Source organism: Streptomyces sp. NPDC002701 (assembly GCF_042889045.1).
Lineage (GTDB): Bacteria > Actinomycetota > Actinomycetes > Streptomycetales > Streptomycetaceae > Streptomyces.
The window spans coordinates 501,069-526,876 of sequence record NZ_JBIAQL010000002.1; the positions used below are offsets into that span (position 1 = coordinate 501,069).

The following is a 25,808-nucleotide window of genomic DNA, read 5'->3' on the forward strand; positions in this document are numbered from 1 at the left end:
CTGACGGCCTGACGGCCTGACGGCCTGACGGCCTGACGGCCTGACGGCCTGACGGCCTGACGGCCTGACGGCCTGACGGCCTGACGGCCTGACGGCCTGACGGTCAGACGGTCAGCGGCCTGTCCGCGGGCTGGGCCGGCTGGGCCGAATGGGTCGCCTGGGAGGGCTGCGGGGCCTGCGGTTCGTGGGTCGGCTGCGTGCCGCCGACGGCGTCCGGCACGGCCGGCACGGGAGCGGGGAGCTCCAGGTCCGCGCGCTGCAGCGCCGAGTGGGGACGTACCGCGCGCGGTCCGGAGACCACCGCGTAGTCCTGGCCGAGGAACGGCGGGACGAGATCGCCCGGCTCCTCGCCCAGCGCCAGCCGCACGGCGGCCCACGGCGCGTTGATCCCGCACTGCGAGAGCTGGTGCAGGCCGCCCGCCGGACGTGTGTTGACGTCCATCAGGACCGGCTCGTCACCGAGCATGCGGAACTGGATGTTCGTCAGGTAGTGCAGCCCGAAGCCCTCGGCGAGGACCCGCGCCGGCTCGATCCACGACGGGTCGAGCGTGAAGCCGCGCCGCCGCCCGTTCTTCGTGCGGCCCACGGCCATCCGGACCCGCCCGTCCGGGCCGGTGAGGCAGTCCACGGACACCTCCGGTTCGCCCAGAAGGGGCATGACCAGCCAGTCCACCGGCTCGTCGGCACCCCGCAGCGCCTGCAGGACCAGGTCAAGGGGCATGTACGGGCTGGGGAAGCCGCTCAGGTGCATGAGCGAGAACGGGGTGCGCGTGATGATGCGGAAGCCGACGCCTCCGGCTCCCGAGGCCGGCTTGAAGCACGCCTTGTGACCCGCCGCCTCCAGCTCGTCGACCGCCGCGATCAGCTCGTCCGCGGTACGGACCCGCCACCACGGCGGCACCGGCACGCCCAGCTTCTCGACGGCCTCGTACGCGACGACCTTGTCCTGGAACGTGTGGACGGCCTCGGCGGGCGGCGCGAGCAGCGCGGTACCGGCCGCGGCGAACTCCTCGCGGTGCCCGGCGAGGGCCGTCTGGTGCAGGACGGGCACGAAGACGTCGATGGCGTGCCGGGCGCACTGGTCGAGCGCGTACTCGACGTAGGCGGCCGGGGACAGTCCTTCCGGCTCCATCGCGGCGGTGTCCGCGGCGGCCAGGATGGGAGAGTCGGGATCACCGTGGGTCGCGTGGATCTCGACCGCGCGGCCACACGGATTTCGCCGCAGCTGATCCATGAAGAACACGTTCTCCGCATACGTGCGATTGAGCCAGACGCGTACGCGAGAGACCATGCAGGCCGCCTTTCAGGGTTCGCGGACACGGCGAAGCAGGCCGTGCCCGGCCAGGAGGGTTGGTGGGTACACAAAACCGCCGTTCGAAAACGGGAGTTCGTGGCGGTTGTGTATGGCCGATCATAAGGCTTCCTGAGCGATGCTGCTGCTACGGGCGTGTTACGACTTCGCCGGACGGGCCCGCCACGGCTCCCGGGGCACGCCGGGGCCCAGGCGTCCCGCGGCCCCGACCGCCCCCTAACGGAGGCGGCAGACCTTGTACCGTGGAGCGCGCATGTGTTCTGGTGTTCTCATCCGGACGGCCGTATGGCGTCCCGGGCTGTCGAGGGGGCGTGAGGGTGACGACGGCTGACCGTCAGGGCCGGCTGCTGGCCATCAGCGACCTGCACATCGGATATACGGAGAATCGCGCCCTCGTCGAGGAGATGCGCCCCGAGACCGACGACGACTGGCTCCTGGTGGCCGGGGACGTCGCGGAGACGGTGGCCGACATCCGGTGGGCCCTGGAGATCCTCGCCGGCCGCTTCCGCAAGGTGATCTGGGCACCCGGCAACCACGAGCTGTGGACCCACCCCTCGGACAGCGTCACGCTGCGCGGGGTCGCCCGCTACGAGCACCTCGTGGCGCTCTGCCGCGAACTGGGCGTGATCACCCCGGAGGACCCGTACCCCGTGTGGGAGGGCCCCGGCGGACCGGTCGCGGTGGCCCCGCTCTTCCTCGGCTACGACTACTCCTTCCTGCCCGCGGGCTGCTCCACCAAGGAAGAGGGCCTCGCGTACGCCCACGGGACCGGCGTGGTCTGCTCGGACGAGCACGTGCTGCACCCCGACCCGTACCCCAGCCGCGAGGCGTGGTGCCGGGCCCGGGTGGCCGAGACCGAGCGCAGGCTCGCGGAGATCCCCGCCGAGCTGCCCACGGTGCTCGTCAACCACTACCCGCTGGACCGGCACCCCACGGAAGTCCTCTGGTACCCGGAGTTCGCCATGTGGTGCGGCACCCGGCTCACCGCGGACTGGCACCGCACCTACCGGGTGGCCGTCATGGTCTACGGCCACCTGCACATTCCCCGCACCACCTGGCTCGACGGCGTCCGCTTCGAAGAGGTGTCGGTGGGTTACCCCCGCGAGTGGCGCAGGCGTTCGGAACCGCCGGGCAAGCTGCGCCGCATTCTGCCGATGGAGGTCGGACCCGGTGATCGAGGAGCTGCTCCCGGAGTCGGTCGTGGCCGTGGAGGCACACGATGACGAACGCGCCGAGGGCACCCAGGGCACGGCGCCGTATCCCGAGCTGTACCCCGAGGAAGAGGCGCTGATCGCGCGCGCCGTCGAGAAACGGCGCCGTGAGTTCGCCCTCGTACGCGGCTGTGCGCGGCAGGCCATGGAGAAGCTCGGCGTGCCTCCGCAGGCCGTCCTGCCCGGCGACCGGGGAGCCCCGCAGTGGCCCACCGGGCTGATCGGCAGCATGACGCACTGCGAGGGCTATGCCGGCGCCGCCCTGGCCCGCGCCACCGACCTCGCCTCGCTCGGTATCGACGCGGAGCCGCACCGGCAGCTTCCCGACGGCGTGCTGTCGTCGGTGGCGCTGCCCGACGAGGACCGGCGGCTGCGCGTCCTCGCCGGGCGGTACCCCGCGATCCACTGGGACCGGCTCCTGTTCAGCGCCAAGGAGTCGGTCTACAAGGCGTGGTTCCCCCTGACCGGGAAGTGGCTCGACTTCTCCGAGGCGGACATCGAGGTCTTCATGGATCCCGGGCACACCACGTCCGGCAGTCTGCGCGCCGCCCTCCTGGTGCCCGGGCCGGTGGTGGACGGCCGTCGCATCGGCAGCTTCGACGGACGCTGGACGGTGAGCCGGGGACTCGTGGCGACCTCGATGACCGTCCCGCACGGGCAGGGCTGACCGCGGCCGGGGCGTTTCCCGCACCCGGGGAGCGGCGGCCGGCGGAGAGCCGGCCCGCCGCGAGCCGTGCGATGGTTCCGCTCCCGTGTGCGATCGTTCGGTTCCCGTGGGAGAAGTGACGGTGGCTCATCACGTCTGCGGGCACCAGGTGTGCAGCAGCCGGAAGAACGCCTCCTCGTTGCCCTCGAGGCCCGCCGCGGCCAGTGCGCGCTCCGCCTCCGCGAGGGCGGCGGGCGGCACGACGGGTGGCCGGCCCGAACCGGGCGGGGCGTCCAGGGCGGCCCGTACGGTCTGCAGCAGACGCAGATATGCCTGCACGGCGGTGCGTTCGTGATCGGTCAGTACGGCGGTCGGCATCGGACGGCTCTCCCGGTTCGGCTCGGCTACGGCTCTTCGGTCGTGCACACGCCACCGCACAGCGGTGGCGCTGGGTCCAGCTTGCCGTCCGCCACTGACAATGCCCTTTCCGCGCGCTTTCGTTCGCCCGGTCGGCCGAGAGGAAGCCGCGCGGAACCCGGCGGGAGACCACACCGAAACCCCTGGTCACGCACGGGAATTACGCCGGAACCGGCCCGTCGGCCGGGGGAGACGTGCGGGGATGCACGGTGTCGCGGGTCCGCCCTCCGGGCGGACGACGGGACTTCGCGGACACGACCTAGCCGGTCCGCTCCTGGCCGGTCCGCTCCGGGAACTCGCTCCGCGGCCCGGCCGCGGACAGACCCTGGGCGGCCGCGACGACGGGCGAGCGCCGCAGGGCGAGGGACATCCGCACGAGGTCGCGCGGCCCCTCGACGCCCACGGCGGGGGACGCCGGCGGGGGTGGGACGGGCGGGACGGGCGAAGGGGCCGCGGGGGCGGGGGAGTCCGGGGAGCTCACGGAGCCGGGGAACTGCGGGGACCGCGGGGAGTTCGCCGCGGCGGTCGCCTCCACGGCGACCCCCGTACGCGTTTCTGTCCCCGTCTCCGTCTCTGTCCCCGTCCTCGCTCCCGTCTGGGTCATCGCGAAGTCGATGAGTCTGCCCTCCGGGTCGGCGGCACGCGCCCGCACCGCCGCCGCAACCATCGCCGCGTCGGCCTCGGCCCGGGCGTCGGCGGGTCCCGAGCCCGCCGCGAGCGCCGCGTCGTGGGCCCGCGCCCGCAGGTCCGCGTCGAAGTAGGGATACAGGCTGAGCATGCCGTCGTGGATGTCCGACTGCCGCCGGGTGACCCGCAGTTCGACGGGCGACCACCAGGACATCCGCACCGCGCGGCCCGCGTACGGCGAGACGGGCCGCAGTTCGCGCCACAGCGGCCCCAGGCGGCGGTACGTCGACCAGGTCGACCAGGTGTCCCCGGCCCGCTGACAGGCCAGCGGGAAGCAGAAGCCGACCGCGCTGATCTGCGCCCCGGCCGCGGCGAGGCCGGGGGCCACGTCGGAGCTGAGGTGGTCGAGGTTCCCGCCGTTCCAGCGCGCGACCACCGCGGTGAACTTGGTCGTCAGATAGGCGATGTTGCACACATGGCCCGCCACGATGATCAGGAGCCCGGCCCGCAGCCGGCCCTGCACCTGAAGGGCCCAGCGACCGCACATCACGTTCATCGCGACGCCCGCCACGGCCAGCGCCCCGAGGTAGAGCACGATCATCTCGCGGACGTACGGTTCACGCGCGTAGTACGTGTCGAAGTCCCGCAGCCGCTCGACCGGCGCGTCGCCGAGGGCGAACAGCACGACGAGGGCCACGATCACCACGCCGTACCCGGAGATCCAGCGCCGCGACATCCGGCGGGTCAGCTCGGGCGGCCCGCCACGCCAGTTGACGATCAGTACCAGACAGGCCGCGCTGAACGCGCTCAGCAGACAGTAGACGAGCGGCGCCGAGACGTTCGTGACGCCGAGGATGTCGTTGACCTCGGCGATGGTCGGCGGCGCCGCGAAGAAGAAGACCAGCGCCGTCAGCGCCAGCACCGAGCACACGGACCGCAGCAGCGGATCACGCCAGGAGCGCAGCAGCGAGGGGCCCTTGACGGCGAGCACGGCCGTCATGGCGACAGCGGGAAGGTAGTAGCTCGACCCGTCCATGGTGTGCCGCTGCCTCAGCCCTGCGGCCCGCGGTAGCCCAGGGACGCCTCGATCCGGCCCGCAAGCCCCTCCCGCCGTACGGGCCCGCGCGGCGCCGAACCGGCCAGCCACCCCCGGCACCTGCTCGCCAGCAACAGCCCGAAGCCCTCGGCGTCCTTCTCGTCGGCCAGGTCGAACCGGGTGCGCGCGGCCACCTTCAGGACGGTCGCCCGCAGGTCGGCGTCGTCCGACAGCAGCCGGGCGGCGACGGCCGCGCCCGCCACGTGATGGCCGCGGTGTCCCGCGCTCATGTGCCACAGCTCATGGCCGAGAATCACCAGTTGGTGATCGGGCGCGGTGCGCTCCTCGATGACCACGAGGTCCTGTTCCGCCATGTCGAGCCAGAGCCCGCTGGCGGTGCCCGGCGGGAAGGCCGCCGTACGGAAGCGGACCGGCCGGCCGCGCCGCCTGCTCATGCCCTCGCACAGGGCCGCGTACAGGTCCCCCGGCTCCGCGGGGGCCGGCAGCGAGAGTTCGTCCACCAGCTCGCCGCACAGGCGGCGCATGTGCCTTCCGATGCCCATCGCAGTCCCCCGGATCACGACTCGGGCCGCTTGACGCTCTCCAGGAGCATGTCCAGCCACTCGGCGACCTTGTCCCGGTGCTGGTCGGTGGGCAGCTGCGCGGCCCGCCAGGCGATGCCGCGCACCCCGTGGTCCTGCAGCAGCCGCTCCAGCGGGTCGTCCGCAGCCGCCGGGTCCGCCCGGCGCTCGCGGTCGGCGAGCCGCTGCAGCAGATCCTGCTCGGTGCGCTGCAGGGCGCCGGCCAGCGCCTCGGGGTCCTCGGCGGTCAGGAAGCCGGCGTGCACGCGGAAGAAGCGCTGGATCGCGTCGCAGTGCTCCATCGTCGGGCGCCGGTCGCCGTTGATGAGCGCGCCCGCCTGCTGGCGTGACATGCCCGCCCCGTCGGCGATCTCCTGCTGGGTGTACCGACGGCCGTTGGGCTTCAGCCGGGTACGGCGCAGCAGGTCGAGACGCTGCAGGAAACGGGCCTGCAGGTCGGGCTCGCCCGCGGGCCGCCCGCTCAGCAGGGACCGCACCACGACCTCGGGGACCCCCGACGCGGCGGACAGCCGGCGCACGTCGAACACCTCGCTGTGCGGTGCGCCGAGCCGGTCCGCCAGACCCGCGACCCGGGCCACGACGGCCGGCAGCGGACCCGTCGCCGCGGCGCCCGGAACCTCGAAGCCATCCGTCACCGACAGTTCTCCTACGTCTCTATCGACCGACCGCTGAGGGGGAACCGGATCCCTCGGAGGTGAAGTCCCTGTGCGGATCCGTGATGTGCAGCGTGAACTGCCCGAAGACCGGAGAGTAGCCCTTGGTCGAACTCCCATCCAGGTGTCGCCACAACTGTGGCGTGATTCAGCCGTCAACCGGCGCCGAATGCCACGATAGTTGACACCGCTCCAACCGGGGTAGCAGGATCACGACGCCGCGTGAAGGCCGCATAGGCAAGAGGGGTGGACCTCCCGATGGCATACCAGGCAGAAGGGCCCCGGCCGAGGCCGCGGCCCGTCCCCGTGAGTCTCGAGGCCCAGGCGTATCTCCAGGACTACGCAGCACTGCTGGACGCCGTTCCCTTCCCGTCCGTCGTCGTCGACCACCGCTGGGACGTCGTCCTCGCCAACGGTGCGTTCGAGACACTTTTCCGCGCGGTCGGCCCCCACCCCACCGCCATGCCGGGCGACAACTTCCTGCGCTTCGTGCTGTTCCACCCGGACGCGGGTTCGGTCCTGGCCGAGCACGAGTCGAGCTGGTGCCTGCCGATGCTGGCGAACTTCGCCGCCGCCGTGGAGCGGCACGGCCACGACCACGGACTCCAGTCGATCCTGCGGGACATCGCCCAGGACCCCATCATGGACGCCGCCTACCGGCACGGCCTGCCGCACTGGATCCGCTCGGTCGGCCCGCAGGCCGTCGAGCACGACGGCGCGGTGCGGCCGCTGCTGCACCCCGACCCGCGGTGGGGGAGCACGTGCCGGATCGTCGGCGAGACCCCCGACACCCTGCGGGACCTGGGCTACACGCGGCTGACGCTGGTCCTGCGCGAGGCCCGCCGCCCGACGCCCGCGACCCGCCGGACGAGCCGGACCGGCCGCGTACGGCGCACGGCGGGTCACCTCAGCGTGGTGCCGGCCGCCGAGGCGTGAGGCGGCCGACGACGTGAGGCCGCCCTGGGGCGGCCAACCGCACGGGGCCCGCTCAGGGCGCCGGTGTGTCCGGTGTGCGGTCCTTGACCAGGCGGTCGACGGGCGCCCCGCGTTTCGCCGCCTGGATCTGTTCGTACACATGGGTGCGCAGTTCGGCGAAGCGCGGCGCCACCCGGGTGTGCAACTGGTCCCGGTCGGCGGGCAGGTCGATCTTCACCTGCTCCTGCACGACGGTCGGCGAGGACGAGAGGATCAGCACCCGTTCACCGAGGTAGACGGCCTCGTCGATGTCGTGCGTCACGAAGAGGATCGTGATGCCCCGCTGCCGCCACAGCCCTCGCACCAGGTCCTCCAGATCGGCCCTGGTCTGCGCGTCGACCGCCGCGAACGGCTCGTCCATCAGCAGCACTTCGGGCTCGTACGCCAGGGCGCGGGCGATCGCCACCCGCTGCTGCATGCCGCCGGAGAGCTGCCACGGGTACGCGCCCGCGGCGTCCGTGAGGCCGACGGACTCCAGGGCGTCGGCGACCAGCTCCCGCCGCCGGGCACCGCTCAGCTTCTTCTGCCGCAGCGGCAGTTCGACGTTCTCGCGCACCCGCATCCACGGGAACAGGCTGCGCCCGTACTCCTGGAAGACGACGGCCATGTCCGGCGGCGGCCCGGTCACCCGGCGCCCGCCCACCAGCACCTCGCCCGCCGTGGGCGTGAGCAGCCCGCCGACGCACTTCAGGAGGGTCGTCTTGCCGCAGCCCGAAGGCCCGACCAGGCACACCAGTTCGCCGGCCGCCACCGTGAAGGTGAGGTCGCGCACCGCCTCCACCCGCCGGCCCGAACCCTCGTAGACCTTCTTCAGGCCGCTGACGTCGAGCATGGACCGCCCTTTCGCGAGGTTCACGACGACCGCCGGGAGGCGTCGCGCAGACCGTGGTACCAGCCGAGCGCGCGCCGCTCGACCAGCCGGAAGACGACCGACAGGACGAACCCGAGCAGACCGAGCAGCAGGATCCCGGTCCACATGTCGGGGATGGCGAAGCCGCGCTGGAACTGGACGATGGTGAAGCCGAGCCCGTTGCTGGCGGCGAACATCTCACTGATGACCATCAGGATGATGCCGATGGACAGGGCCTGGCGCAGCCCCGCGAAGATCTGCGGGCTCGCCGCGCGCAGCACCAGGTGCCGCAGGCGCGCGGCGCCCGTGATGCCGTACGAGCGGGCCGTCTCGGACATCACGGAGTCGACGGCCCGTACGCCCTCGACGGTGTTGAGCAGGATCGGCCAGACGCAGCCGCTCGCGATCACCGCGATCTTCATCGTGTCGCCGATGCCCGCGAACAGCATGATGACCGGCACGAGCACGGGCGGCGGCACCGCGCGCAGGAACTCGAGCACCGGTTCGCACACCGCCCGCACCCGCCGGTACGAGCCGATCACGGTGCCCAGCGCCACGCCCGCGACGGCGGCGCAGGCGTATCCGGCCGTCAGCCGCAGCAGGCTGGGCACGACGTCCTCGCGCAGCCGCTCACCGGTCCACACGTCCGGGAACGTGCTGAGGATCGTACGCAGTGGCGGCCAGTAGACGTCGGTGCTGTCGTCCGACGCGAACCACCACACCACGACGAGCACGGCCGGCAGCGCCACGACGAGGAGCACCCGCGACAGGACACGTTCCGGGCCGCTCACACCGCCACCTCCCCGCGCACGGACTGGTGCCAGGCCAGCGCCCGCCGCTCGACGGTCCGCGCGCCCACGTTGATCAGCAGCCCGAGCAGACCGGTGACCACCACCAGCGCGTACATCTCCGGCACCGCCTGCGAGGTCTGGGCGACCGCGATCCGCGCGCCCAACCCCGGTGCGCCGATGACGAGTTCGGCGGTCACGGCGAGGATCAGCGCCACCGCCGCGGCCAGCCGCACCCCCGTCATGACGTACGGGAGGGCCGTGGGCCACAGCACGTGGCGGACCCGCGCCCAGGTGCCCAGGCCGTACGAGCGGGCGGTCTCCTCGGCGACCGGGTCGACGTCCTGGACGCCGTACATGACCTGGACGAGGACCTGCCAGAACGACGCGTAGACGACCAGCAGGAGCACCGAGCGCAGTTCGGTGCCGTACAGCAGCACGGCGAGCGGGATCAGCGCGACCGACGGGATCGGACGCAGGAACTCGATCGTCGACGCGGTCGCCTCGCGCAGGTACGGCGTGACGGAGATCAGCACTCCCGCGAGGATGCCCGCGGCCACGGCGACGGCCAGCCCGATCGCCCAGCCGGTGAGGGTGTCCCCGAGCGCGGTCCAGAACGCCTCGTCGCCGAGCTCGGTGACGAGCGCGCCGGCGATACGGCTGGTCGGCGGGAAGTAGTCCTCGTCGACGAGGCCGAGCCGCGGCACCGCCTCACCGAGGGCGAGGAACGCCGCGAGCCCGGCCGCGCCCAGGAGGACGCTCTCGCCCCTCACGGCAGCAGCTTGTCCAGGTCCGGCGCCTGCTCGAACAGGCCGTCCTGCTCGCCCAGTTCGGCCAGCCGCTCGATGGAGGAGCGGTCCGGCTCGGCCGGCCACCGGGGCAGCGTGAGCGTCTCCACGAGGGGCCCAGGGATCTTCGTGTACGTGGTGATGATCTCGCGGACCTCCTCCGGGTGGCTGTCGGCGTACTCCAGGGACTCGGCGGTCGCCTCCTGGAACTTCCGCACCGTCTCCGGCTCCTGCTGGGCGTACTTCTGGGAGGTGAAGTACATGGCGACGGTGAGGTCGGGCGACACGTCGAAGAAGAGCGACGCGATGGAGGTGCCGCCCTTGGCCTTGATACCGGCGAGCGCGGGTTCCACGACACAGGCCGCGTCCACCCGGCCGCCGTCGAGCGCCGCCTGCATCTGGTCGAACGGCATCTCCACGAAGTCGACCTTCGACGGGTCGCCGCCGTCCTTGCGGACCGACTCCCTGGTCGAGGTGTCGCAGATGTTGTTGAGCGTGTTGGCGGCGACCTTCTTGCCCTCGACGTCCTTGGCGGACTTGAGCGGGCTGCCCTTCTTCACGGCGAGTTCCGCGAAGTCGGCGCCCTCCTTGCCGGTGGACGCGACGCCGTTGACCACGGCCTTGACCGGCACGTTCTTGGACTGGGCGGTGAGCAGGGACGTCATGTTGCTGAAGCCGAAGTCGAACTGGCCCGAGACGACACCGGGCACGATGGCCGCTCCGCCCTGCGCGCTGGTCAGCGACAGCTCGATGCCCCGCTCGCGGTAGAAGCCCTTCTTCTGGCCCAGGTACAGGGGGGCGACGTCGATGATGGGGATGACGCCGACCTTGACCGTGGTGGTGCCCCCGGACGCCTTGTCCGGTCCGGCGGAGTCCGGCTCCGGGTCGTCGGACGAACCGCAGGCCGTCGCGGCGACGAACATGGCGCCGGTCACGAGGCCGATGAGCAGACGACGCATGACTCCCCCTACTGGGACAGTTCTTCGACAGGCTGTGCGCAGAACGCACAGAAGTGCTCAGCGGGAACGTAGAACGTGGCCGGGGAACAGGTCAATGCCCTTGACGTGTAAGGTCGTTGACAGTCGCCGAAGTGTGCTCCTAGCGTGCGCAGGGCGCACCCCCGTGCGTCCCGTGCGTGCGTCCCGTGGAGGCGATGATGCCTGCTGGAGCCCGCGAACCGCATTTCGTGCGTTCCTTCGAGCGCGGCCTCGCGGTCATCCGCGCCTTCGACGCCGACCATCCGGAGCTCACGCTCAGCGAGGTGGCGCGGGTCAGCGACCTGACCCGCGCGGCGGCCCGCCGCTTCCTGCTGACCCTCTTCGACCTGGGGTACGTGCAGACGGACGGCCGGATGTTCCGGCTCACCCCGCGCGTCCTCGAACTCGGCTACTCGTACCTGTCCAGTTTCACCCTGCCCGAGATCGCCGAGCCGCATCTCGAACAACTCGTCGCGCAGATACGGGAGTCGTCGTCCCTGTGTGTCCTCGACGGCGACGACATCGTGTACGTCGCGCGCGTACCGACGCACCGCATCATGACCGCGACGATCACGGTCGGCACCCGCTTCCCCGCCCAGGTGACCTCGGTGGGACGGGTGCTGCTCGCGCAGCTGTCCGACGAGGAGATCGACACCCGGCTGGCGCGCGCGGAGCTGCGGCCCCTGACGGCCCGCACGATCCGCTCGGCCGAGCTGCTCCGCACCGAGCTGCGCCGGGTGCGCCGGCAGGGGTACGCGATCGTCGACCAGGAGCTGGAGGAGGGGCTGCGCTCGGTCGCCGTCCCGGTGCGCGACCGGGACGGCGAGGTGGTGGCGGCGGCCAACATCCCCGTACACGCCAGCCGCAACTCGGTGGAGTCCGTACGCCGTGACCTGCTGCCGCATCTGCTGGCCACGGTCGCCCGGATCGAGGCGGACCTGCGGATCACAGGTCGAGCACGAGGCGCTTCCCGCGGCACCGGGACACACAGATGAACATCAGGTCACCGGTCTCCCGCTCCTCGTCCGTGAGCACCGAGTCGCGGTGGTCCGGGGTGCCTTCCAGGACCTGCGTCTCGCAGGTCCCGCAGGTGCCCTCGGTGCAGGAGTAGAGCGCGTCGACGCCGGCCTCCAGCACGGTGTCGAGCACGGAGGCGTCCGCGGGGACGGTGAGGGTGCGGCCCGAGCGCCGCAGCACGACCTCGAACTCCGTGTCGCCGCCCGCCTCCTGGGCCTCGGCCTCCTTGGGCTGAAAGCGCTCGACGTGCAGCGAACCCGCCGGCCAGCCCGCGCACCGCTCCTCCACGGCGTCCAGCAGCGAACCGGGACCGCAGCAGTAGACGAGCGTGTCCGGCTCGGGGGTGCCCAGCACGGAGGCGAGGTCGAGCAGCCCGCTCTCGTCCTGCGGGGCGAGGCGCACCCTGTCCCCGTACCGCTCCAGCTCCCCGGTGAACGCCATGGAGCCGCGCGTCCGTCCGCCGTACAACAGGGTCCAGTCCGCGCCCGCCGCCTCGGCCGCGGCCAGCATCGGCAGAATGGGGGTGATGCCGATACCGCCCGCGACGAAGCGGTAGCGGGGCGACGGCCGCAGGGCGAAGTGGTTGCGCGGGCCGCGCACGCGGACCTTGCGGCCCGCCTGCACCTGCTCGTGCACGTGCGCGGATCCGCCGCGCCCGTCGGTCTCGCGCAGGACCGCGACGCGCCACTCGTGCCGGTCGGCGGGATCACCGCACAGCGAGTACTGGCGCTCCAGGTCCGGGCCCAGGACCACGTCGATGTGGGCACCCGGCTCCCAGGCCGGCAGTGCCTCGCCCAGCGGATGGCGGAGAGTGAGGACGAGTACGCCGTCGGCCGCCAACTCGCGGCGCTCGACGACGAGTTGGGCTTCGTACGAAATCATGGGCCGATCCTACGGGGTGTGTGTCCCTCGGGGTGGGCGAGCATCCACTCCCACATCTCGACCGGGTCCTCGGCGGTGTGCTCGGCCCCGCAGTGGCAGGTGCCGTGCAGCACGTCCGTACCGGGCAGCCAGTCGACACGGTAGATCTCACCCGTCGGGCTGGTCACAGGACCTTCTCCACGGGCTTCTCGCCCTCCTCGACCAGCCGGGCCAGGATGCGGCGGGCGGCCAGACCACCGGTGTCGATGTTGATGCTCAGCTCCTGGTAGCCGGTCCGCTCGGTGCCGAGCGTGCGCTGCAGCAGGTTGAGCGCGTCGACGTCCTGCATCACCACGGTGTGGTTGTTGCCCCGCAGGAACTCCGTGACCTCGGGGTCGTCCGTCGCCCAGTCGCGCGAGACCATCCAGAAGTCGTACACCGTGCCGTCGCCGGACGGCGTGATGGCGTACGTGATCTCCGTGTGGAAGCCGTCCGGGTCGCTGCCGTCCGGTTCGGGCACGACACCCACCGGGGCGATCCGGCTGTGCAGCAGGTACAGACACGGCGCGTGGTACTCGATGTCCTGCCAGCGGGTGATCCGCCCCTCGATGCCGGTCGACCTGGCGTAGAAGGGCGGACACTCGGCGTCGTCCATGTGCCGGCTCACCCGCACGATACCGGCGCCCTCGTCCACCTCGGTGGTGATCGGCGTCTCGGCGACCTCGGGGGTGCCGATGTAACCGCCGTGCAGATACGTCTCGTGGGACAGGTCGAGGAGGTTGTCGACCAGGAGGCCGTAGTCGGCGTCGATCGGCTCCATCCCGCTGACGGTGACCCAGCCGGGGGAGTCGAGGTGCCGGGCCCGCGGAATGGTCCCCGGGTCGGCGAGGGCCGGGTCGCCGATCCACACCCAGACCAGGGCGTCCTGCTCGACGACGGGGTAGGACGCGACGCGGGCGGTGCGCGGGATGCGTTGCTGGCCCGGCACGTACACGCAGGCACCGGTGGTGTCGTACGTGAAGCCGTGGTAGCCGCAGACGATCCGGTCACCGTCGAGCCCGCCGGCGGAGAGCGGGTAACGCCGGTGCACGCAACGGTCGTGCAGGGCGACGGGCCGGCCGTCCTCCTCGGTGCGGCAGAGAACGAGCGGTTCCCCGAGAACGGTCCGCCCGAGCAACTCCCGCCCGACCTCCCGGGCGTAGGCGACGACGTACCACTGGTTCCTGGCGAAGGCGGTGGCGTGCGGCATCTTTGCGGCTCCCGTCTGTCTGCGGCGAGGCCATCGTCCGGAAAGGCGGTACGGCACCGCAATACCCCTTCCGCCACCCGGAAGGGGAAGCGCGGTCCCTCACCGCGGGCGGTGCCTGTCCCGTTCGGTCCCCTTCAGTCCTCGACCGCGACCCGTACGCTCCTGACCTCGCTGTCCGCGGCGTCCGGCACGACCATGCCGGCGTCGACGCCCGTGCGCAGATAGCGCAGCACCGCGGAGTCGAGGCGTTCGCCGGGGAGCGCGGCCGGGATGCCGGGCGGGTACGGAGTGAGCATCTCCGCGGTGACGCGGCCGACCGCCTTCTCCCAGGGGACCTGTTCGGTCGGTCCGAAGTACGCGTCGCGCGGCAGCATGACCTGTTCCAGTTCGAGCTGTTCGGGGTCCGGGACCTCGACCTGCTCCGCGGGCCGCAGTTCGTCCGCGTGCCGGGCGACGTCCCGCAGGGCCGAGACGAGAACCCGCGCGGACTCCTCGTCGTCCGCGTGGGTGAGCTGGGCACTGATGCGGCGGTGGTCCGACAGATGGAGGTTGATCCGGTGGTGCTCGCGCAGCCAGTCCGCCGCCCGGTAGCCGCTCGTGCCGAGCGCGGTGATGTCGACGATGACCTGCAGGGGGTCCATGTCGGCCGCGAGGCCGGTCCCGCAGAAGTCGCCCCGCCCGTGTACGTGCATGCCCTCGATGCCGGCGATCCGGTCCCGTACGGAGGCGGCGACGGCCAGCGCGTCGTCGTAGAGGGCCTTGCCGTGCTCGGCCATCTGCCGGCGCCAGCCGTCCAGGGCCGCGTAGACGAGGACGGAGGGGCTGGTCGTGCCGAGGAGGTCCGCGCGGCTCTTCAGCACCTCGGGATCGATGAGCTCGCCCTGGAGGTGGAAGACCGAACTCTGTTCGAGACCCGAGCCCATCTTGTGCACGGAGGTGACACAGACGTCGGCCCCGGCGTCCATGGCCCACGTGGGCAGGTCCGGGTGGAACGGCAGGTGGGCCCCCCACGCCTCGTCCACGATGAGGGGCCTGCCCCGCTCGTGGCAGACCCGCGCGATGGCCGACAGGTCCGAACAGGTGCCGTACGGCGTGGGCGTCGTGACGAGCGCGCCCTTCGCGTCCGGGTGTGCCTCGAAGGCCGCCTCGAACGCCGCCGCGGACGGCGGGTGCGCCAGATGCAGCCGGGAGTCCCACTGCGGCGTGACCCAGACGGGGCGGACACCCGAGAGGATCAGTCCCGAGACCACGGCCTTGTGGGCGTCGCGCCCCACGAGGAGCTTCTCGTGCGGCCCCGCCACCGACAGCATGGCGGCCTTGACCGACAGCGAACTGCCGCAGGTGGAGAAGAAGGTGTGCTCGGCGCCGACGGCGTCCGCCATGAGGGCGTGCGCCTGTTCCAGGACGCCTGCGGAGGACGTCCGGTCGTCCAGCCCCGCGGTCGCCAGCACGTCCGAACGGAAGACCGCGTCCCCGAGGACCGCACGGACCCGGGGGTCGGCGCCGCGTCCCTGTTTGTGGCCCGGCGGGGTGAAGGGGGTCTGCCCCTCGGCGTGATAGGCCGCCAGAGCTTCGAGTACCGGCGCTTTCGAATGGTCCATGTGCTGCGACTGCCCTTGCCTCGTGCGGGGGAAACGGTGCGTCGTCGCAGTTGCGGCCGTGCGGGTGAACGTGCGGAAGAGCGGCTCCGCGGTTCTACAGACCCGCGGCGGACTTCTCCCGCAGACTCCGCCAGGCACGTTCCGCGATCTCCGGCGTGAGCAGCACGTCCGCCGCGGTACAGGCCAGCGCCTCGGCCGAGGCGAGCATGGCGTCCCGCGCCCGCTCACCGGCGGCGGCCTCGGCGAACTCCGGGGTGTGGTCGCTGCCGGACTCGTCCATGATCGCGACGAAGGGGTGGATGGCGGGTACCCGCGTGCTGACGTTGCCGATGTCGGACGAGCCGAGATGCACCCCCGGTACGGGCTCCCGTGCGGGGATGCCGGCCCGTGCGAGGTGTGCCGCGAAGCGCCCGGACAGCACCTCGTTGTTCCGGAAGTGCTCGTACCCGGCCGTCACCCGGGCCGCGTCGACCGTCGTCCCGGTGGAGTGCGCGACGCCCTCGGCACACCGCACCAGGTCGGCCACCAGCTCGTCGAGGGCCGCCGTGGTGGCGCCCCGCAGCCCGAACAGGCCCTCGGCGAAGGCCGGCACGATGTTCGTGGCCCTGCCGCCCTCGGTCACGATGCCCTGGACGTGCGATCCCGCGGGCAGCCGCCGCCCCAGCACGGCCAGGGTGTTGAACAGCTGGACGAGTGCCGCCAGGGCGTCGACGCCCTCGGTCGGGTTACCCGTCGGATGTGCCGCACGGCCGTGGAACCCCACGCGTACCTGGCACTGCGCGGTCAACGGCGCCCACGTCCAGGTGTGCACGCCCGGATGGAACATCAGCGCCGCGTCGACACCGTCGAAGACCCCCGCGTCGGTCAGGGTCACCTTGCCGCCGCCGCCCTCCTCGGCGGGGGTGCCGATCGCGAGGACCGTGCCGCCCACCGGCTCCAGCGCGGCCCGCAGCGCCAGTGCCGCTCCCAGTCCCGCCGCGGCGATCAGGTTGTGCCCGCAGGCGTGCCCGATCTCCGGCAGGGCGTCGTACTCCAGCAGCAACGCGACGCGCGGCCCGTCCCCGTCACCCGTGCGGGCGGCGAACGCCGTGGGCAGCCCGGCCACGTCCCGCTCGACGTGGAAGCCCTCCCGTTCGAGGTGCCCGGTCAGCACCTGCACCGCCCGGTGCTCCTGGAAGGCCAGCTCCGGCGTGCGGTGCAGCTCCAGAGCGACCTCCCAGAGCCGGTCCGCCCGCGCCGCCACCTCCTGCCGGACACGGGCGTAGGCGACGTCGGGCGTGACGCCGGACGTGACCGCCATGCTTCCTCCCCAGATCCGGGCGTCCGGGCACCCGGACCCGCGGGCGCCGTCCGTCAGTTGTCAGTTGCCGGGCTCACCGGACCCCGGCTCGGCCATCCTGCGGTGTGCCTGGGCCTTGGCCTTGTCGGGCAGCACCTTGTTCGCCAGACCCTGGGCCTTGGTCTTGACGGAACCGGCGACGAGCTTGTCCTTGCCGGCGAAGAGGGCGTCGAGACCCTGCCGGGCGACCTGGGCGGGGTCGTCCTTGTCCTGCCGTCCGACCTTCGTGTCGTCCATGTCGGCGCGGTGGAAGAAGTCGGTCCCGGTCGGCCCGGGCATCAGCGATGTCAGGGTGATCCCGGTGTCCTTGAGCTCGTTCTGCAGCGCCTCGGCGAAGGACTGCAGGAACGACTTGGAGGCGTTGTAGACCGCCTGGAAGGAGCCGGGCATCGTCGAGGCGATCGAGGAGGTGATGAGGACGCGGCCCGCGTCGCGGACGGCCATGTCCCGTACGACGCGCTTGGCCAGGTGCACCGTCGACCGGACGTTGAGGTCGATGATCTCCAGCTCGTCCGCCAGATCGGTGTCGGTGAAGGCGCCGCCCCGGCCCACGCCGGCGTTCAGGGCGACGACCTCCAGCGGCCGGCCCAGCGTCGTGGCCGTCGCGAAGAGGGCCTCGGTCTCCTCGGGGACGCGCAGGTCGGCCCGGACCACCTCGACCCGCGCCCCGGCGGCTCGGATCAGCTGGGCGGCCTCCTGGAGCCGCGCGGTGTCCTCGGCGTTGATCACGAGGTCGTAGCCGCGCTCGGCCAACTGTTTGGCCAGCTCGAACCCGATGCCGCTGGAGGCGCCCGTGACGAGGGCCAGGGGCTTGTCGTCGCTCATGTGCAGTCTCTTTTCCGGTGCGGCTCGGTTCTCCGTGGCCAGGTCTCCCGACGCGGGTCGGTTGTCCCCCGAGGTGCGCCGAGGTCTCTTCGTGGCCCGAGGTCTCTTCGTGCGGCCGGATCCCTCGGCGCGGTTCTGCCCGGTGGCGCTGTCCTCAGCGGCCGAGTGCCTTGCTCAGTTGCTGCTTCGTCATCGAGGACCGGCCCTCGATGTTCTTCTTCTTCGCCTCCGCGTACAGCTGGTCCTTGGTCGGTCCCCCGGAACCGCTGTGCGAGCGCTGACCGCCCCGCTGGGACGCGGACTTCGGGTCGCGGGTGGACGTCCTGCTCGCGGTCTCCGACTCTCCCGAGCGGGCCCGCTCCTTGTTGACGGTGCGGGCGGCGATCTCCTTCGCCCGCTTCTCGGAGGTGCCGCGCTTCTCGGCACCCTCCTTGATGTGCTCGTACTGGCGCTCACGCTTCGGGCTGGATCCTGCGGGCACGGCACTCTCCTTCTCGTCGGCGGGCCCACGGGCCACCACGGCCCGCGGTACCTACGGAGTACCCCCACCTCACTCGCAAAACCGGCGCTCCGCCACGCGAGAGCGTCCGGTCGGCGGCCCCGCGAGCGCCACGGCCGGGCGAAGAGCGCCGCGGCGGGGCGGCGGGGGCGCCGGCACCTCACGTACCGCCGTCTTTCACACAGGAGCCACGCGACCCTTCCCTGACGTTTGTTGCTCTTGGAAGACTCCGTTGGCGCACGTTCCCGCATGCCTGGTCATGCCCTGGTCCGTCCGTGTGTCGCCCCGTACCCGTCAGCACGAGAGGTCCCCCCGTCATGACCGAAGTGAATCGGCGCCGTTTCCTGCAACTCGCGGGTGGCACCGCGGCGTTCACCGCGCTGTCGGAGAGCATCGCCAAGGCCGCCGCGATCCCCGCGGGATACCACCGCGGCACCATCGAGGACGTCGAGCACGTCGTCGTCCTCATGCAGGAGAACCGTTCCTTCGACCACTACTTCGGCGCGCTCAGAGGCGTCCGCGGTTTCGGTGACCCGCACCCGGTCGCGCTCGACAACGGCAAGTCCGTGTGGCACCAGTCGGACGGCACCAAGGACCTGCTGCCCTTCCACCCGGAGGCCGACGACCTCGGCATGCAGTTCCTGGAGGGCCTGCCGCACAGCTGGCCCGACGGGCACGCCGCCTACAACGGGGGCAAGTACGACAAATGGGTCCCCGCGAAGGGCGCCACGACCATGGCGTACCTGACCCGCGAGGACATCCCGTTCCACTACGCGCTCGCCGACACGTTCACCGTCTGCGACGCGTACCACTGCTCGTTCATCGGGTCCACCGACCCGAACCGCTACTACATGTGGACGGGCTACACCGGGAACGACGGCAAGGGCGGCGGCCCGGTCCTCGGCAACGACGAGGTCGGCTACGACTGGACGACCTACCCGGAGCGCCTGGAGGAGGCCGGGATCTCCTGGAAGATCTACCAGGACATCGGCAACGGTCTGGACGCGGCCGGCTCCTGGGGCTGGATATCGGACGCGTACCGCGGCAACTACGGCGACAACTCGCTGCTCTACTTCAACAAGTACCGCAACGCGAAGGCCGGCGACCCGCTCTACGACAAGGCCCGCACCGGCACCGACGCACGCAAGGGCGAGGGCTACTTCGACCGGCTCCGGGCCGACGTCCTCGGCGGCAAGCTGCCGCAGGTCTCCTGGATCGCGGCTCCCGAGGCGTTCTCCGAGCACTCCAACTGGCCCTCGAACTACGGCGCCTGGTACATCTCCCAGGTCCTGGACGCGCTCACCGCGGACCCGAAGGTGTGGGCCAAGACAGCCCTGTTCATCACCTACGACGAGAACGACGGCTTCTTCGACCACCTCGTCCCGCCGCTGCCGCCGCGCGACGCCGACCGGGGCAGGTCCACCGTCGACGTCGGCCCGGACCTCTTCGCGGGGAGCGCGACCCATGTCGCCGGCCCGTACGGTCTCGGCCCGCGCGTGCCGATGCTCGTCGTCTCGCCCTGGAGCAAGGGCGGCTACGTCTGCTCCGAGACCCTCGACCACACCTCGATCGTCCGGTTCCTGGAGCGCCGCTTCGGTGTCGAGGAGCCCAACATCTCGCCGTGGCGCCGGGCCATCTGCGGTGACCTGACCTCCGCGTTCGACTTCTCGCGCAAGGACAGCAGGCCGGCCGACCTGCCGGACACCGACGCGTACGAGCCGCAGGACAACGACCGGCACCCGGACTACAGGCCGACCCCGCCGGCCGACCCGAAGCTGCCGAGGCAGGAGCGCGGCCTCCGGCTCGCCCGCCCGCTCCGGTACGCGCCCTGGATCGACGGCTCGGCGGACGCGAAGGCCGGGAGGTTCACCCTGACCTTCGCCTCGGGCAAGAAGGCCGGCGCCTCCTTCCACGTGACCTCGCAGAGCCGCACCGACGGCCCCTGGACCTACACCACCGAAGCGGGGAAGACCGTCTCGGACACCTGGAACTCCGCGTACTCGAACGGCTCGTACGACCTGACCGTGCACGGGCCCAACGGTTTCCTGCGCGTCTTCAAGGGCCCGGGGAAGACGGCCGGGCCCGAGGTCACCGCCCGGCACGACGGCGAGGACATCGAGCTGACGTTCACCAACAAGGGCGCCCGCACGGTGAACCTGGAACTCACCGACGGCTACGGCGGCAGGCCCAGGTCGTTCAAGGTGCGGCCCGGCGCGACCGTGCGGCACACCGTGGACCTGCGCGTGAGCAGGCGCTGGTACGACCTCACCGTCCGGTCCGACGCGGACGGCTCGTTCCTGCGCCGCTTCGGCGGGCACGTCGAGAACGGCCGGGTGGGCGTCAGCGACCCGGCGATCGCCACGGTCTAGCGCGGCCGGACGGTAGCTCCGCCGGAGCCCGGCGGAGCCCCGTGGTGGCGACGGCGCTCACCGTCGGCACGGCGTCGAGGCCGGGCTCGCGGGGCCCCGGCCGACCCGCCGGCCGCCCCGCGCCGAGGTGCGGTGCCCCGGCTTCGGCTGCCGCGGCAGCAGCGAGGGCTCGTACGCGGCCGGCTCGGACCCCAGGGCGAGCACCGCGGCCACGGGATGCTGCTCCGGCCCCACCGCCGAGGACGCAGGCACCGCCAAGGACGCGGGCACCGCCGAGGGCGCAGGCACCGCCAAGGACGCGGGCACCGCCGAGGGCACGGGCACGGGCGGGAGCACCGGTGAAGGCAGGGGCACGGGCGACGGCGTGGCGCGCGACAGGGTCACCACACCCCAGGCCGCGACCGCCGCCCCGGCCCCGGCGAGGAGCAGCCCGGCCGCCCCGCCCTGCAGCCGTTCGCCGAGGAGCGCGAGGCCGATCACCGCGGCGGCGACCGGGTTGGCCAGCGTCACCACCGCCAGGGGCGCGCCGAGTCCGCCCTTGTAGGCGACCTGCGACAGCAGGAGCCCGCCCGCGGCGAAGGCCGCGACCAGCACGGCCACCGCGATCACCTGCCCGCTGAACAGGGGACCCGAGCGGTCCGTCGCGGCGACCGTGACGGTCTGGGTGAGCGCCGAGGCGACCCCCGAGGCGAAGCCGGACGCGGTCGCGTGCCGGAGCCCGGGACGGGTGCCGGGCCGGGCCAGTACGCCGATGAGGGCCGCGGTGGCGCCGGTCACGGCCAGCGCCTGCGGGACGCTCAGCACGTCGTCCGGCGCGGGCCCGGACGCGGTGACGAGCACGGCGCAGAGCCCGGCCAGCGTCAGCGCCGTACCGCGCCACTCGACCGCGGTGACCCGGCGCCCGGCGAGGCGTGCGCCCAGCGGCACCGCGGCGACGAGTGTGAGCGCGCCGAGCGGCTGGACGAGGGTGAGCGTTCCGTACTTGAGGGCGGCCACGTGCAGCAGCGCGGCCCCCGCGTTGAGGCCGACCGACCACCACCAGGCACCGCGGCCCAGCAGGCGCAGCGTTCCGGCGTCCTTGGTGCGGGAGGCGAGGCGTTCCTGCGCCACCGCGGCCGCCGCGTACGCGACGGCGGACACCAGCGACAGGACGACGGCGAGGAGGGTCGCGCTCATCGTCCGGCTCCCACGAGCTCGGGCGCCTGGGGGGCACCGGCCGCGTCCGGTCCGCCCCGGGCCCCGCCGCCGCCCACGGGCTCCTCGGCGGGCCCGGCGGCCGCCGCGGCCCGGCGGGGCGCACGCAGGACGGCCAGGGTGATGCCGAGGAGGGCGGCGGCCACGATCGCGTCCAGCCAGTAGTGGTTGGCCGTACCGACGATCACCAGCAGCGTCACCAGCGGGTGCAGCAGCCACAGCCACCGCCACCGGGACCTGGTCGCGGCGATCAGGCCGATCGCGACCATCAGCGCCCAGCCGAAGTGCAGGGAGGGCATCGCCGCGAACTGGTTCGAGAGGGAGTCGCTCTCGGGCGAGGCGCCGTACACCGTGGGTCCGTACACCTGCCCGGTGTCCACGAGGCCCGTGGCGGCGAGCATGCGCGGCGGCGCGAGCGGAAACGTGAGATGCACCACGAGGGCGGCGGCGGTGATCGCGGCGAGCACCCGGCGGGCCCACACGTAGTGCCCGGGCCGCCGCAGGTACAGCCAGATCAGGAAGGCCGCCGTGGCGGGGAAGTGCACGGTCGCGTAATAGGTGTTGGCGACGTGTACGAGGGTGTCGCCGTGCAGCATGGCGGACTGCACGGAGCCCTCGCCGGGCAGGCGCAGGAACTGTTCGAGGTCCCAGACGCGGCGGGCGTTGGCGAACGCCTCGGCGGTGTGGCCCGTGGCCAGCTGCCGGCCGAGTTTGTAGACGAGGAAGAGTCCCGCGACGAGCAGGACCTCACGGACGAGGGGCGGCCGCGCTCGGGCGGCGCTTTCCTTCTGTGCAGGCTCGGTTGGGCGTTCCATCCCCCGGCCCCTTTGCTTGACGGTCTCGACGCTGCTGATGCGTGGTGAGCCCAGGAGGGGATCCACTCGACACAGGGGTGGGTCCTGTCCAAGGCTCATCGATACGCCAGTGTACCGATACGATGGCGTTCCGGTACACTGGCGTATCGATAGCGTCGGGACGAGTGAGGGGAAAACGCCATGACGTCGCAGGCAGCGGAGGGACCGGAGACGGTCGCACCCTCGCGCCGCTCCAAGATCACGCCCGAGCGTGAGCAGGAGTTCTTCGACGCCGTGCTCGACCAGGTCCGCGCATGCGGCTACGACGCTCTGACCATGGAGGGCGTCGCCGCCAGCACCCGGTGCAGCAAGTCCACGCTCTACCGGCAGTGGAAGACGAAGCCGCAGTTCGTGGCGGCGGCGCTGCGGGCCAACCACTGCCCCAAGTTCATCGGTATCGACACCGGCTCGCTCGCCGGAGACCTGCGCGCGGTCGCCCGGACGGCGGGCGAGCGGTCCGACGAGGACACCCAGCTCATGCAGGCGCTCGGGCAGTCCGTGATGCAGGACGAGGAACTGAAGCGCGCGCTGCGCGACGCCCTGGTCGAACCCGAACTGGACGCGCTGCGGGAGATGATCGGGCGCGCTGTCGAGCGGGGAGAGATCGCGGCGGACCATCCCGTGCTGGAGTTCGTACCGGCGCAGTTGCTCGGCGTGCTCCGCGTCCGTCCCATCCTGGAGGGGCGACCCGCCGACGCGGACTACCTCCTGCGCTACGTGGAAGCGGTCCTGCTGCCCGCCCTCGGGCTGTCGGGACCCACCTGAGACTCAGGCCGCCGTCCACGGGATGACTGGACGGTGACCTGATCGCGCCGCACCGTGGGGACGGGGGCGGCGCGCACCCCCCGGCCGAGTGGGGTACCTCTTGAGCGGAGAGGCGCCCCACCCGGCCGGCTGTGCGCCGGGACCATGACCCGCACGGCCCGCACGCCCCGTACGAGCTACACGTTCTGGCCGTTGCCCCCGCCGCCGGACTCCTTGATGCCCTTCGTGATGTCGTCGATCACGGACTGCTTCGGCGCCCCCGCCCCGACGTCGAGGCCGAAGCGCACCACCACGAGCCGCTCGGCGTCGGCCGGCGCCGGGAAGACCAGCGACTCGACGTAGCCGTCGGCGCCCTTGCTCGTGACGACCTTCCAGCGGACCGCGTAGCCCTTCTGCCCGGCCACGGTCACCGCCTTGGAGGAGAGCTCGTCGTGCGAGGTGATCCCGCCGTAGCTCTTGCCGCCGTAGGACTCCTCGGCGTTCTTGGCGATGTCCTCCTTCGCGGCGGCCTCCGCGGTGGTGGCCTTCAGCTCCAGCGCGAGCGCGGGGGCGGAGTACGCGCCGCCGCGGGTGCAGGTCGCCGAGGTGTCGCCCGGGCACTTGTAGGAGTCCTCGGACGTCACCTGGGCGCCCACCTGGATGGTCGAACCGCTCCAGTCGTCGGGCACCGGAAGGCTGATGCCGTTGACGGGGTCGGCGGCGAACCCCTCCTCGGTCTGCTGAGGCTGCGGGATCGCGCTCTCGCCGCCGTCCTGGCCGCCGGGTCCACCCTGGCCGCCGCCGTCCTGCCCCTGCGGGCCGCCCGGCTGCGTCGGTGTCGGCCGGGCGTCGCTCCGCGCACCGCCGCCCGTGTCGTCGTCGGCGGTGAGCGCGTACACGCCGCCACCGATGCCCGCCAGCACCGCGATGGCGGCGGCCACGGCTATCGCCGTGCGCACTCCGCGCCGCGGCCCGCCCGGCGCCGGACCCGCATAGGGTGCGCCCGGCGCGTACGCCGGGGGACCCCATGCGGCGGCCGAGTCCGCGGGGCGGGTCTGGTCCGTCCATGTCCTGCCGTCCCACCAGCGCTGCGTGGCGGGACCGTCACTTGTCTGCCCGGGGTCGGGATACCAGCCGGGGGGAGTCGCCTGCGTCATGGGTCCACCGTATGAGGCGTGGGTGAAAGCCGGATGAGAGGACCCCGGTTCCGTCCCCCTCGGATCACTCGACCACCAGGCGCACCGGCCGGCCCGCCCCCGCGGGCAGCGGCGGAAATCCGCTCCGCCCCGGCGTGAGCGAGCCGAGCACACTGGCGTGCCGGGCGCCGGTGCTGCGCGGGTCGGTGCCCGGAAGTCCGTGCAGCGTCAGGAACCCGAGGACGGCGAAGGCGTACGCCTCCTTGGCCGCCGCGGGCAGCCCGAGGCCGTCGGAGAGCCGGAGCGGCACACCCGGCAGCTCCGCGTCCAGCATCGCCATGAGGACGGGATTGCGCGTCCCGCCGCCCGAGACGATCACCTCGGTGGCACGCAGGGGACGGACCGCGTCCGCCACCGTCCGCGCGGTGAGCCGGGTGAGCGTCGCGACCACGTCCGCGTCGCTCAGGTCGGCGCAGTCCGCCAGTGCCGCGAGGAGATGGCCCTCGTGGAACAGTTCCTTGCCGGTCGTCTTGGGCGCGGGCCGCGCGTAGTACGGCTCGGCCAGCAGACGCCGCAGCAGCGGCCCGTGCACCGTCCCCCGGGCGGCCAGGCCGCCGCCGGCGTCGAAGGCGCGGCCGGTGCGGTGGCGCACGGCCGCGTCGATGAGCGCGTTCCCCGGGCCGGTGTCGAAGGCGATGCCGTCGGGCGCGGTGACGTTGGCGATGCCACCGAGGTTCAGCGCGAGAGGCGTGCCCGGCCTCCCGCGCAGCCACAGCAGGTCGACCAGGCTCACCAGGGGCGCGCCCTGGCCGCCCGCGGCGATGTCCCGCGGCCGGAAGTCGGCGACCACCGGCAGTCCTGTCTCCTCCGCGATCCAGGCCGGCCGGCCGATCTGCAGGGTGCCGCGCGCCCGGCCCCGGTCGGTCCAGTGGAAGACGGTCTGACCGTGCGAGGCGATCAACTCGGCCGACCCTCCGCAGAGTTCGGCCCGGGCACGGACCGCCGCCCCGGCGAAGGCCAGCCCGACGAGCGTGTCGAGGCGGCACACCTCGGCGAGGGTCGTGCCCGCCGGAGGCAGCGCCGCCGCGAGTGCCTCGCGCAGTTCCGCCGGGTAGGGCTCGCCGATCATGCCGAGTGGCCGCAGCACCAGGGTGTCCCCGTCGAAGCGCAGGTCGGCCGCCGCCGCGTCGATCGCGTCGTACGACGTGCCGGACATCAGACCGATCACCCGCACCGGA

Annotated in this window: 25 protein-coding genes; 6 read left to right on the top strand and 19 right to left on the bottom strand. The window is 72.4% G+C overall.

The features are described 5' to 3' along the window. Positions 1-103: 103 nt before the first annotated feature. Positions 104-1,291, bottom strand: a complete 1,188-nt coding sequence (locus tag ACFYXC_RS06555) for an ATP-grasp domain-containing protein (RefSeq protein WP_389547663.1) — start codon at positions 1,289-1,291, stop codon at positions 104-106. 338 nt (positions 1,292-1,629) lie between these two features. Between ACFYXC_RS06555 and ACFYXC_RS06560 the strand changes: the two genes are divergently transcribed. Together ACFYXC_RS06560 and ACFYXC_RS06565 are read left to right on the top strand one after the other, a co-directional pair. Further along, positions 1,630-2,535, top strand: a complete 906-nt coding sequence (locus ACFYXC_RS06560; protein ID WP_389547666.1) for a metallophosphoesterase family protein — start codon at positions 1,630-1,632, stop codon at positions 2,533-2,535. Next, complete coding sequence (locus tag ACFYXC_RS06565) at positions 2,483-3,190, top strand: 4'-phosphopantetheinyl transferase (protein WP_388905064.1); 708 nt, start codon at positions 2,483-2,485, stop codon at positions 3,188-3,190. Before ACFYXC_RS06560 ends, ACFYXC_RS06565 begins: the two co-directional genes overlap by 53 nt. A 129-nt stretch (positions 3,191-3,319) precedes the next feature. Here the strand turns inward: ACFYXC_RS06565 and ACFYXC_RS06570 are convergent, their stop codons facing one another. From ACFYXC_RS06570 to ACFYXC_RS06585, 4 genes are all read right to left on the bottom strand, one after another. Further along, a complete protein-coding gene (locus tag ACFYXC_RS06570; RefSeq protein WP_388905066.1) occupies positions 3,320-3,547 on the bottom strand; it encodes a hypothetical protein in 228 nt (75 codons plus the stop codon). 298 nt (positions 3,548-3,845) lie between these two features. Then, complete coding sequence (locus ACFYXC_RS06575; RefSeq protein ID WP_389547670.1) at positions 3,846-5,249, bottom strand: MAB_1171c family putative transporter; 1,404 nt, start codon at positions 5,247-5,249, stop codon at positions 3,846-3,848. A gap of 14 nt (positions 5,250-5,263) precedes the next feature. Continuing rightward, positions 5,264-5,812: a toxin-antitoxin system, toxin component gene (locus ACFYXC_RS06580; protein ID WP_389547673.1), complete on the bottom strand. Its 549-nt coding sequence runs from the start codon at positions 5,810-5,812 to the stop codon at positions 5,264-5,266. A 14-nt stretch (positions 5,813-5,826) separates the two neighbouring features. Continuing rightward, complete coding sequence (locus ACFYXC_RS06585; RefSeq protein ID WP_388905070.1) at positions 5,827-6,486, bottom strand: helix-turn-helix domain-containing protein; 660 nt, start codon at positions 6,484-6,486, stop codon at positions 5,827-5,829. Between the two features lie 276 nt (positions 6,487-6,762). Between ACFYXC_RS06585 and ACFYXC_RS06590 the strand changes: the two genes are divergently transcribed. Next, positions 6,763-7,440, top strand: a complete 678-nt coding sequence (locus tag ACFYXC_RS06590) for a hypothetical protein (RefSeq protein WP_388905071.1) — start codon at positions 6,763-6,765, stop codon at positions 7,438-7,440. Positions 7,441-7,492: 52 nt separating this feature from the next. Here the strand turns inward: ACFYXC_RS06590 and ACFYXC_RS06595 are convergent, their stop codons facing one another. Genes ACFYXC_RS06595 through ACFYXC_RS06610 form a run of 4 tightly spaced genes read right to left on the bottom strand, consistent with a single transcriptional unit; the run spans position 7,493 to position 10,864 of the window. Continuing rightward, the gene (locus ACFYXC_RS06595) at positions 7,493-8,311 is read right to left on the bottom strand and encodes an ABC transporter ATP-binding protein (RefSeq protein WP_388905072.1); all 819 of its coding nucleotides are present in this window, start codon (positions 8,309-8,311) and stop codon (positions 7,493-7,495) included. A gap of 20 nt (positions 8,312-8,331) precedes the next feature. Then, complete coding sequence (locus tag ACFYXC_RS06600) at positions 8,332-9,120, bottom strand: ABC transporter permease (RefSeq protein WP_389547678.1); 789 nt, start codon at positions 9,118-9,120, stop codon at positions 8,332-8,334. Further along, positions 9,117-9,890, bottom strand: coding sequence for an ABC transporter permease (locus tag ACFYXC_RS06605; RefSeq protein WP_388905075.1), 774 nt, complete (start codon positions 9,888-9,890; stop codon positions 9,117-9,119). Before ACFYXC_RS06605 ends, ACFYXC_RS06600 begins: the two co-directional genes overlap by 4 nt. Beyond that, on the bottom strand, positions 9,887-10,864 hold the full coding sequence (locus tag ACFYXC_RS06610; RefSeq protein ID WP_389547681.1) for an ABC transporter substrate-binding protein: 978 nt from the start codon (positions 10,862-10,864) through the stop codon (positions 9,887-9,889). The genes ACFYXC_RS06605 and ACFYXC_RS06610 overlap by 4 nt, the downstream gene beginning before the upstream one ends. A 197-nt stretch (positions 10,865-11,061) precedes the next feature. On the opposite strand from ACFYXC_RS06610, the gene ACFYXC_RS06615 reads away from it, so the two are divergent. Further along, a complete protein-coding gene (locus tag ACFYXC_RS06615; protein ID WP_389548404.1) occupies positions 11,062-11,877 on the top strand; it encodes an IclR family transcriptional regulator C-terminal domain-containing protein in 816 nt (271 codons plus the stop codon). Here the strand turns inward: ACFYXC_RS06615 and ACFYXC_RS06620 are convergent. The 6 genes from ACFYXC_RS06620 to ACFYXC_RS06645 form a co-directional block, all read right to left on the bottom strand. Next, positions 11,828-12,781 carry a PDR/VanB family oxidoreductase gene (locus ACFYXC_RS06620; RefSeq protein WP_389547684.1) on the bottom strand — a complete coding sequence of 318 codons (954 nt, stop codon included), beginning with the start codon at positions 12,779-12,781 and terminating at the stop codon, positions 11,828-11,830. The genes ACFYXC_RS06615 and ACFYXC_RS06620 overlap by 50 nt on opposite strands. A gap of 163 nt (positions 12,782-12,944) precedes the next feature. Beyond that, on the bottom strand, positions 12,945-14,009 hold the full coding sequence (locus tag ACFYXC_RS06625; protein WP_389547687.1) for a Rieske 2Fe-2S domain-containing protein: 1,065 nt from the start codon (positions 14,007-14,009) through the stop codon (positions 12,945-12,947). 134 nt (positions 14,010-14,143) lie between these two features. After that, positions 14,144-15,610, bottom strand: coding sequence for an aminotransferase class I/II-fold pyridoxal phosphate-dependent enzyme (locus ACFYXC_RS06630; RefSeq protein WP_388905081.1), 1,467 nt, complete (start codon positions 15,608-15,610; stop codon positions 14,144-14,146). A gap of 94 nt (positions 15,611-15,704) precedes the next feature. Beyond that, entirely contained in the window at positions 15,705-16,910 is a 1,206-nt protein-coding gene (locus ACFYXC_RS06635) for an amidohydrolase (protein WP_389547691.1), read from the bottom strand. A gap of 60 nt (positions 16,911-16,970) precedes the next feature. Next, complete coding sequence (locus ACFYXC_RS06640) at positions 16,971-17,774, bottom strand: SDR family NAD(P)-dependent oxidoreductase (RefSeq protein ID WP_388905085.1); 804 nt, start codon at positions 17,772-17,774, stop codon at positions 16,971-16,973. Positions 17,775-17,928: 154 nt separating this feature from the next. Then, positions 17,929-18,255 (bottom strand): plasmid stabilization protein, encoded by a 327-nt coding sequence (locus ACFYXC_RS06645; RefSeq protein ID WP_388905087.1) that lies wholly within the window; start codon positions 18,253-18,255, stop codon positions 17,929-17,931. Positions 18,256-18,590: 335 nt separating this feature from the next. Between ACFYXC_RS06645 and ACFYXC_RS06650 the strand changes: the two genes are divergently transcribed. Next, entirely contained in the window at positions 18,591-20,642 is a 2,052-nt protein-coding gene (locus ACFYXC_RS06650) for a phosphocholine-specific phospholipase C (protein WP_389547695.1), read from the top strand. A 57-nt stretch (positions 20,643-20,699) separates the two neighbouring features. Here the strand turns inward: ACFYXC_RS06650 and ACFYXC_RS06655 are convergent, their stop codons facing one another. Both ACFYXC_RS06655 and ACFYXC_RS06660 read right to left on the bottom strand, forming a co-directional pair. After that, positions 20,700-21,818 carry a DMT family transporter gene (locus tag ACFYXC_RS06655; protein ID WP_389547698.1) on the bottom strand — a complete coding sequence of 373 codons (1,119 nt, stop codon included), beginning with the start codon at positions 21,816-21,818 and terminating at the stop codon, positions 20,700-20,702. Then, positions 21,815-22,651 carry a phosphatase PAP2 family protein gene (locus ACFYXC_RS06660; protein ID WP_389547701.1) on the bottom strand — a complete coding sequence of 279 codons (837 nt, stop codon included), beginning with the start codon at positions 22,649-22,651 and terminating at the stop codon, positions 21,815-21,817. The genes ACFYXC_RS06655 and ACFYXC_RS06660 overlap by 4 nt, the downstream gene beginning before the upstream one ends. A 180-nt stretch (positions 22,652-22,831) precedes the next feature. Here ACFYXC_RS06660 and ACFYXC_RS06665 point away from each other — a divergent pair, with 180 nt between their 5' ends. Further along, the gene (locus tag ACFYXC_RS06665; RefSeq protein ID WP_388905093.1) at positions 22,832-23,455 is read left to right on the top strand and encodes a TetR/AcrR family transcriptional regulator C-terminal ligand-binding domain-containing protein; all 624 of its coding nucleotides are present in this window, start codon (positions 22,832-22,834) and stop codon (positions 23,453-23,455) included. 176 nt (positions 23,456-23,631) lie between these two features. On the opposite strand, the gene ACFYXC_RS06670 is transcribed toward ACFYXC_RS06665, so the two are convergent. Together ACFYXC_RS06670 and ACFYXC_RS06675 are read right to left on the bottom strand one after the other, a co-directional pair. After that, positions 23,632-24,591 carry a DUF2510 domain-containing protein gene (locus tag ACFYXC_RS06670; protein WP_389547704.1) on the bottom strand — a complete coding sequence of 320 codons (960 nt, stop codon included), beginning with the start codon at positions 24,589-24,591 and terminating at the stop codon, positions 23,632-23,634. A gap of 64 nt (positions 24,592-24,655) precedes the next feature. After that, positions 24,656-25,804, bottom strand: coding sequence for an anhydro-N-acetylmuramic acid kinase (locus ACFYXC_RS06675; protein WP_389547707.1), 1,149 nt, complete (start codon positions 25,802-25,804; stop codon positions 24,656-24,658). Positions 25,805-25,808: the final 4 nt, after the last annotated feature.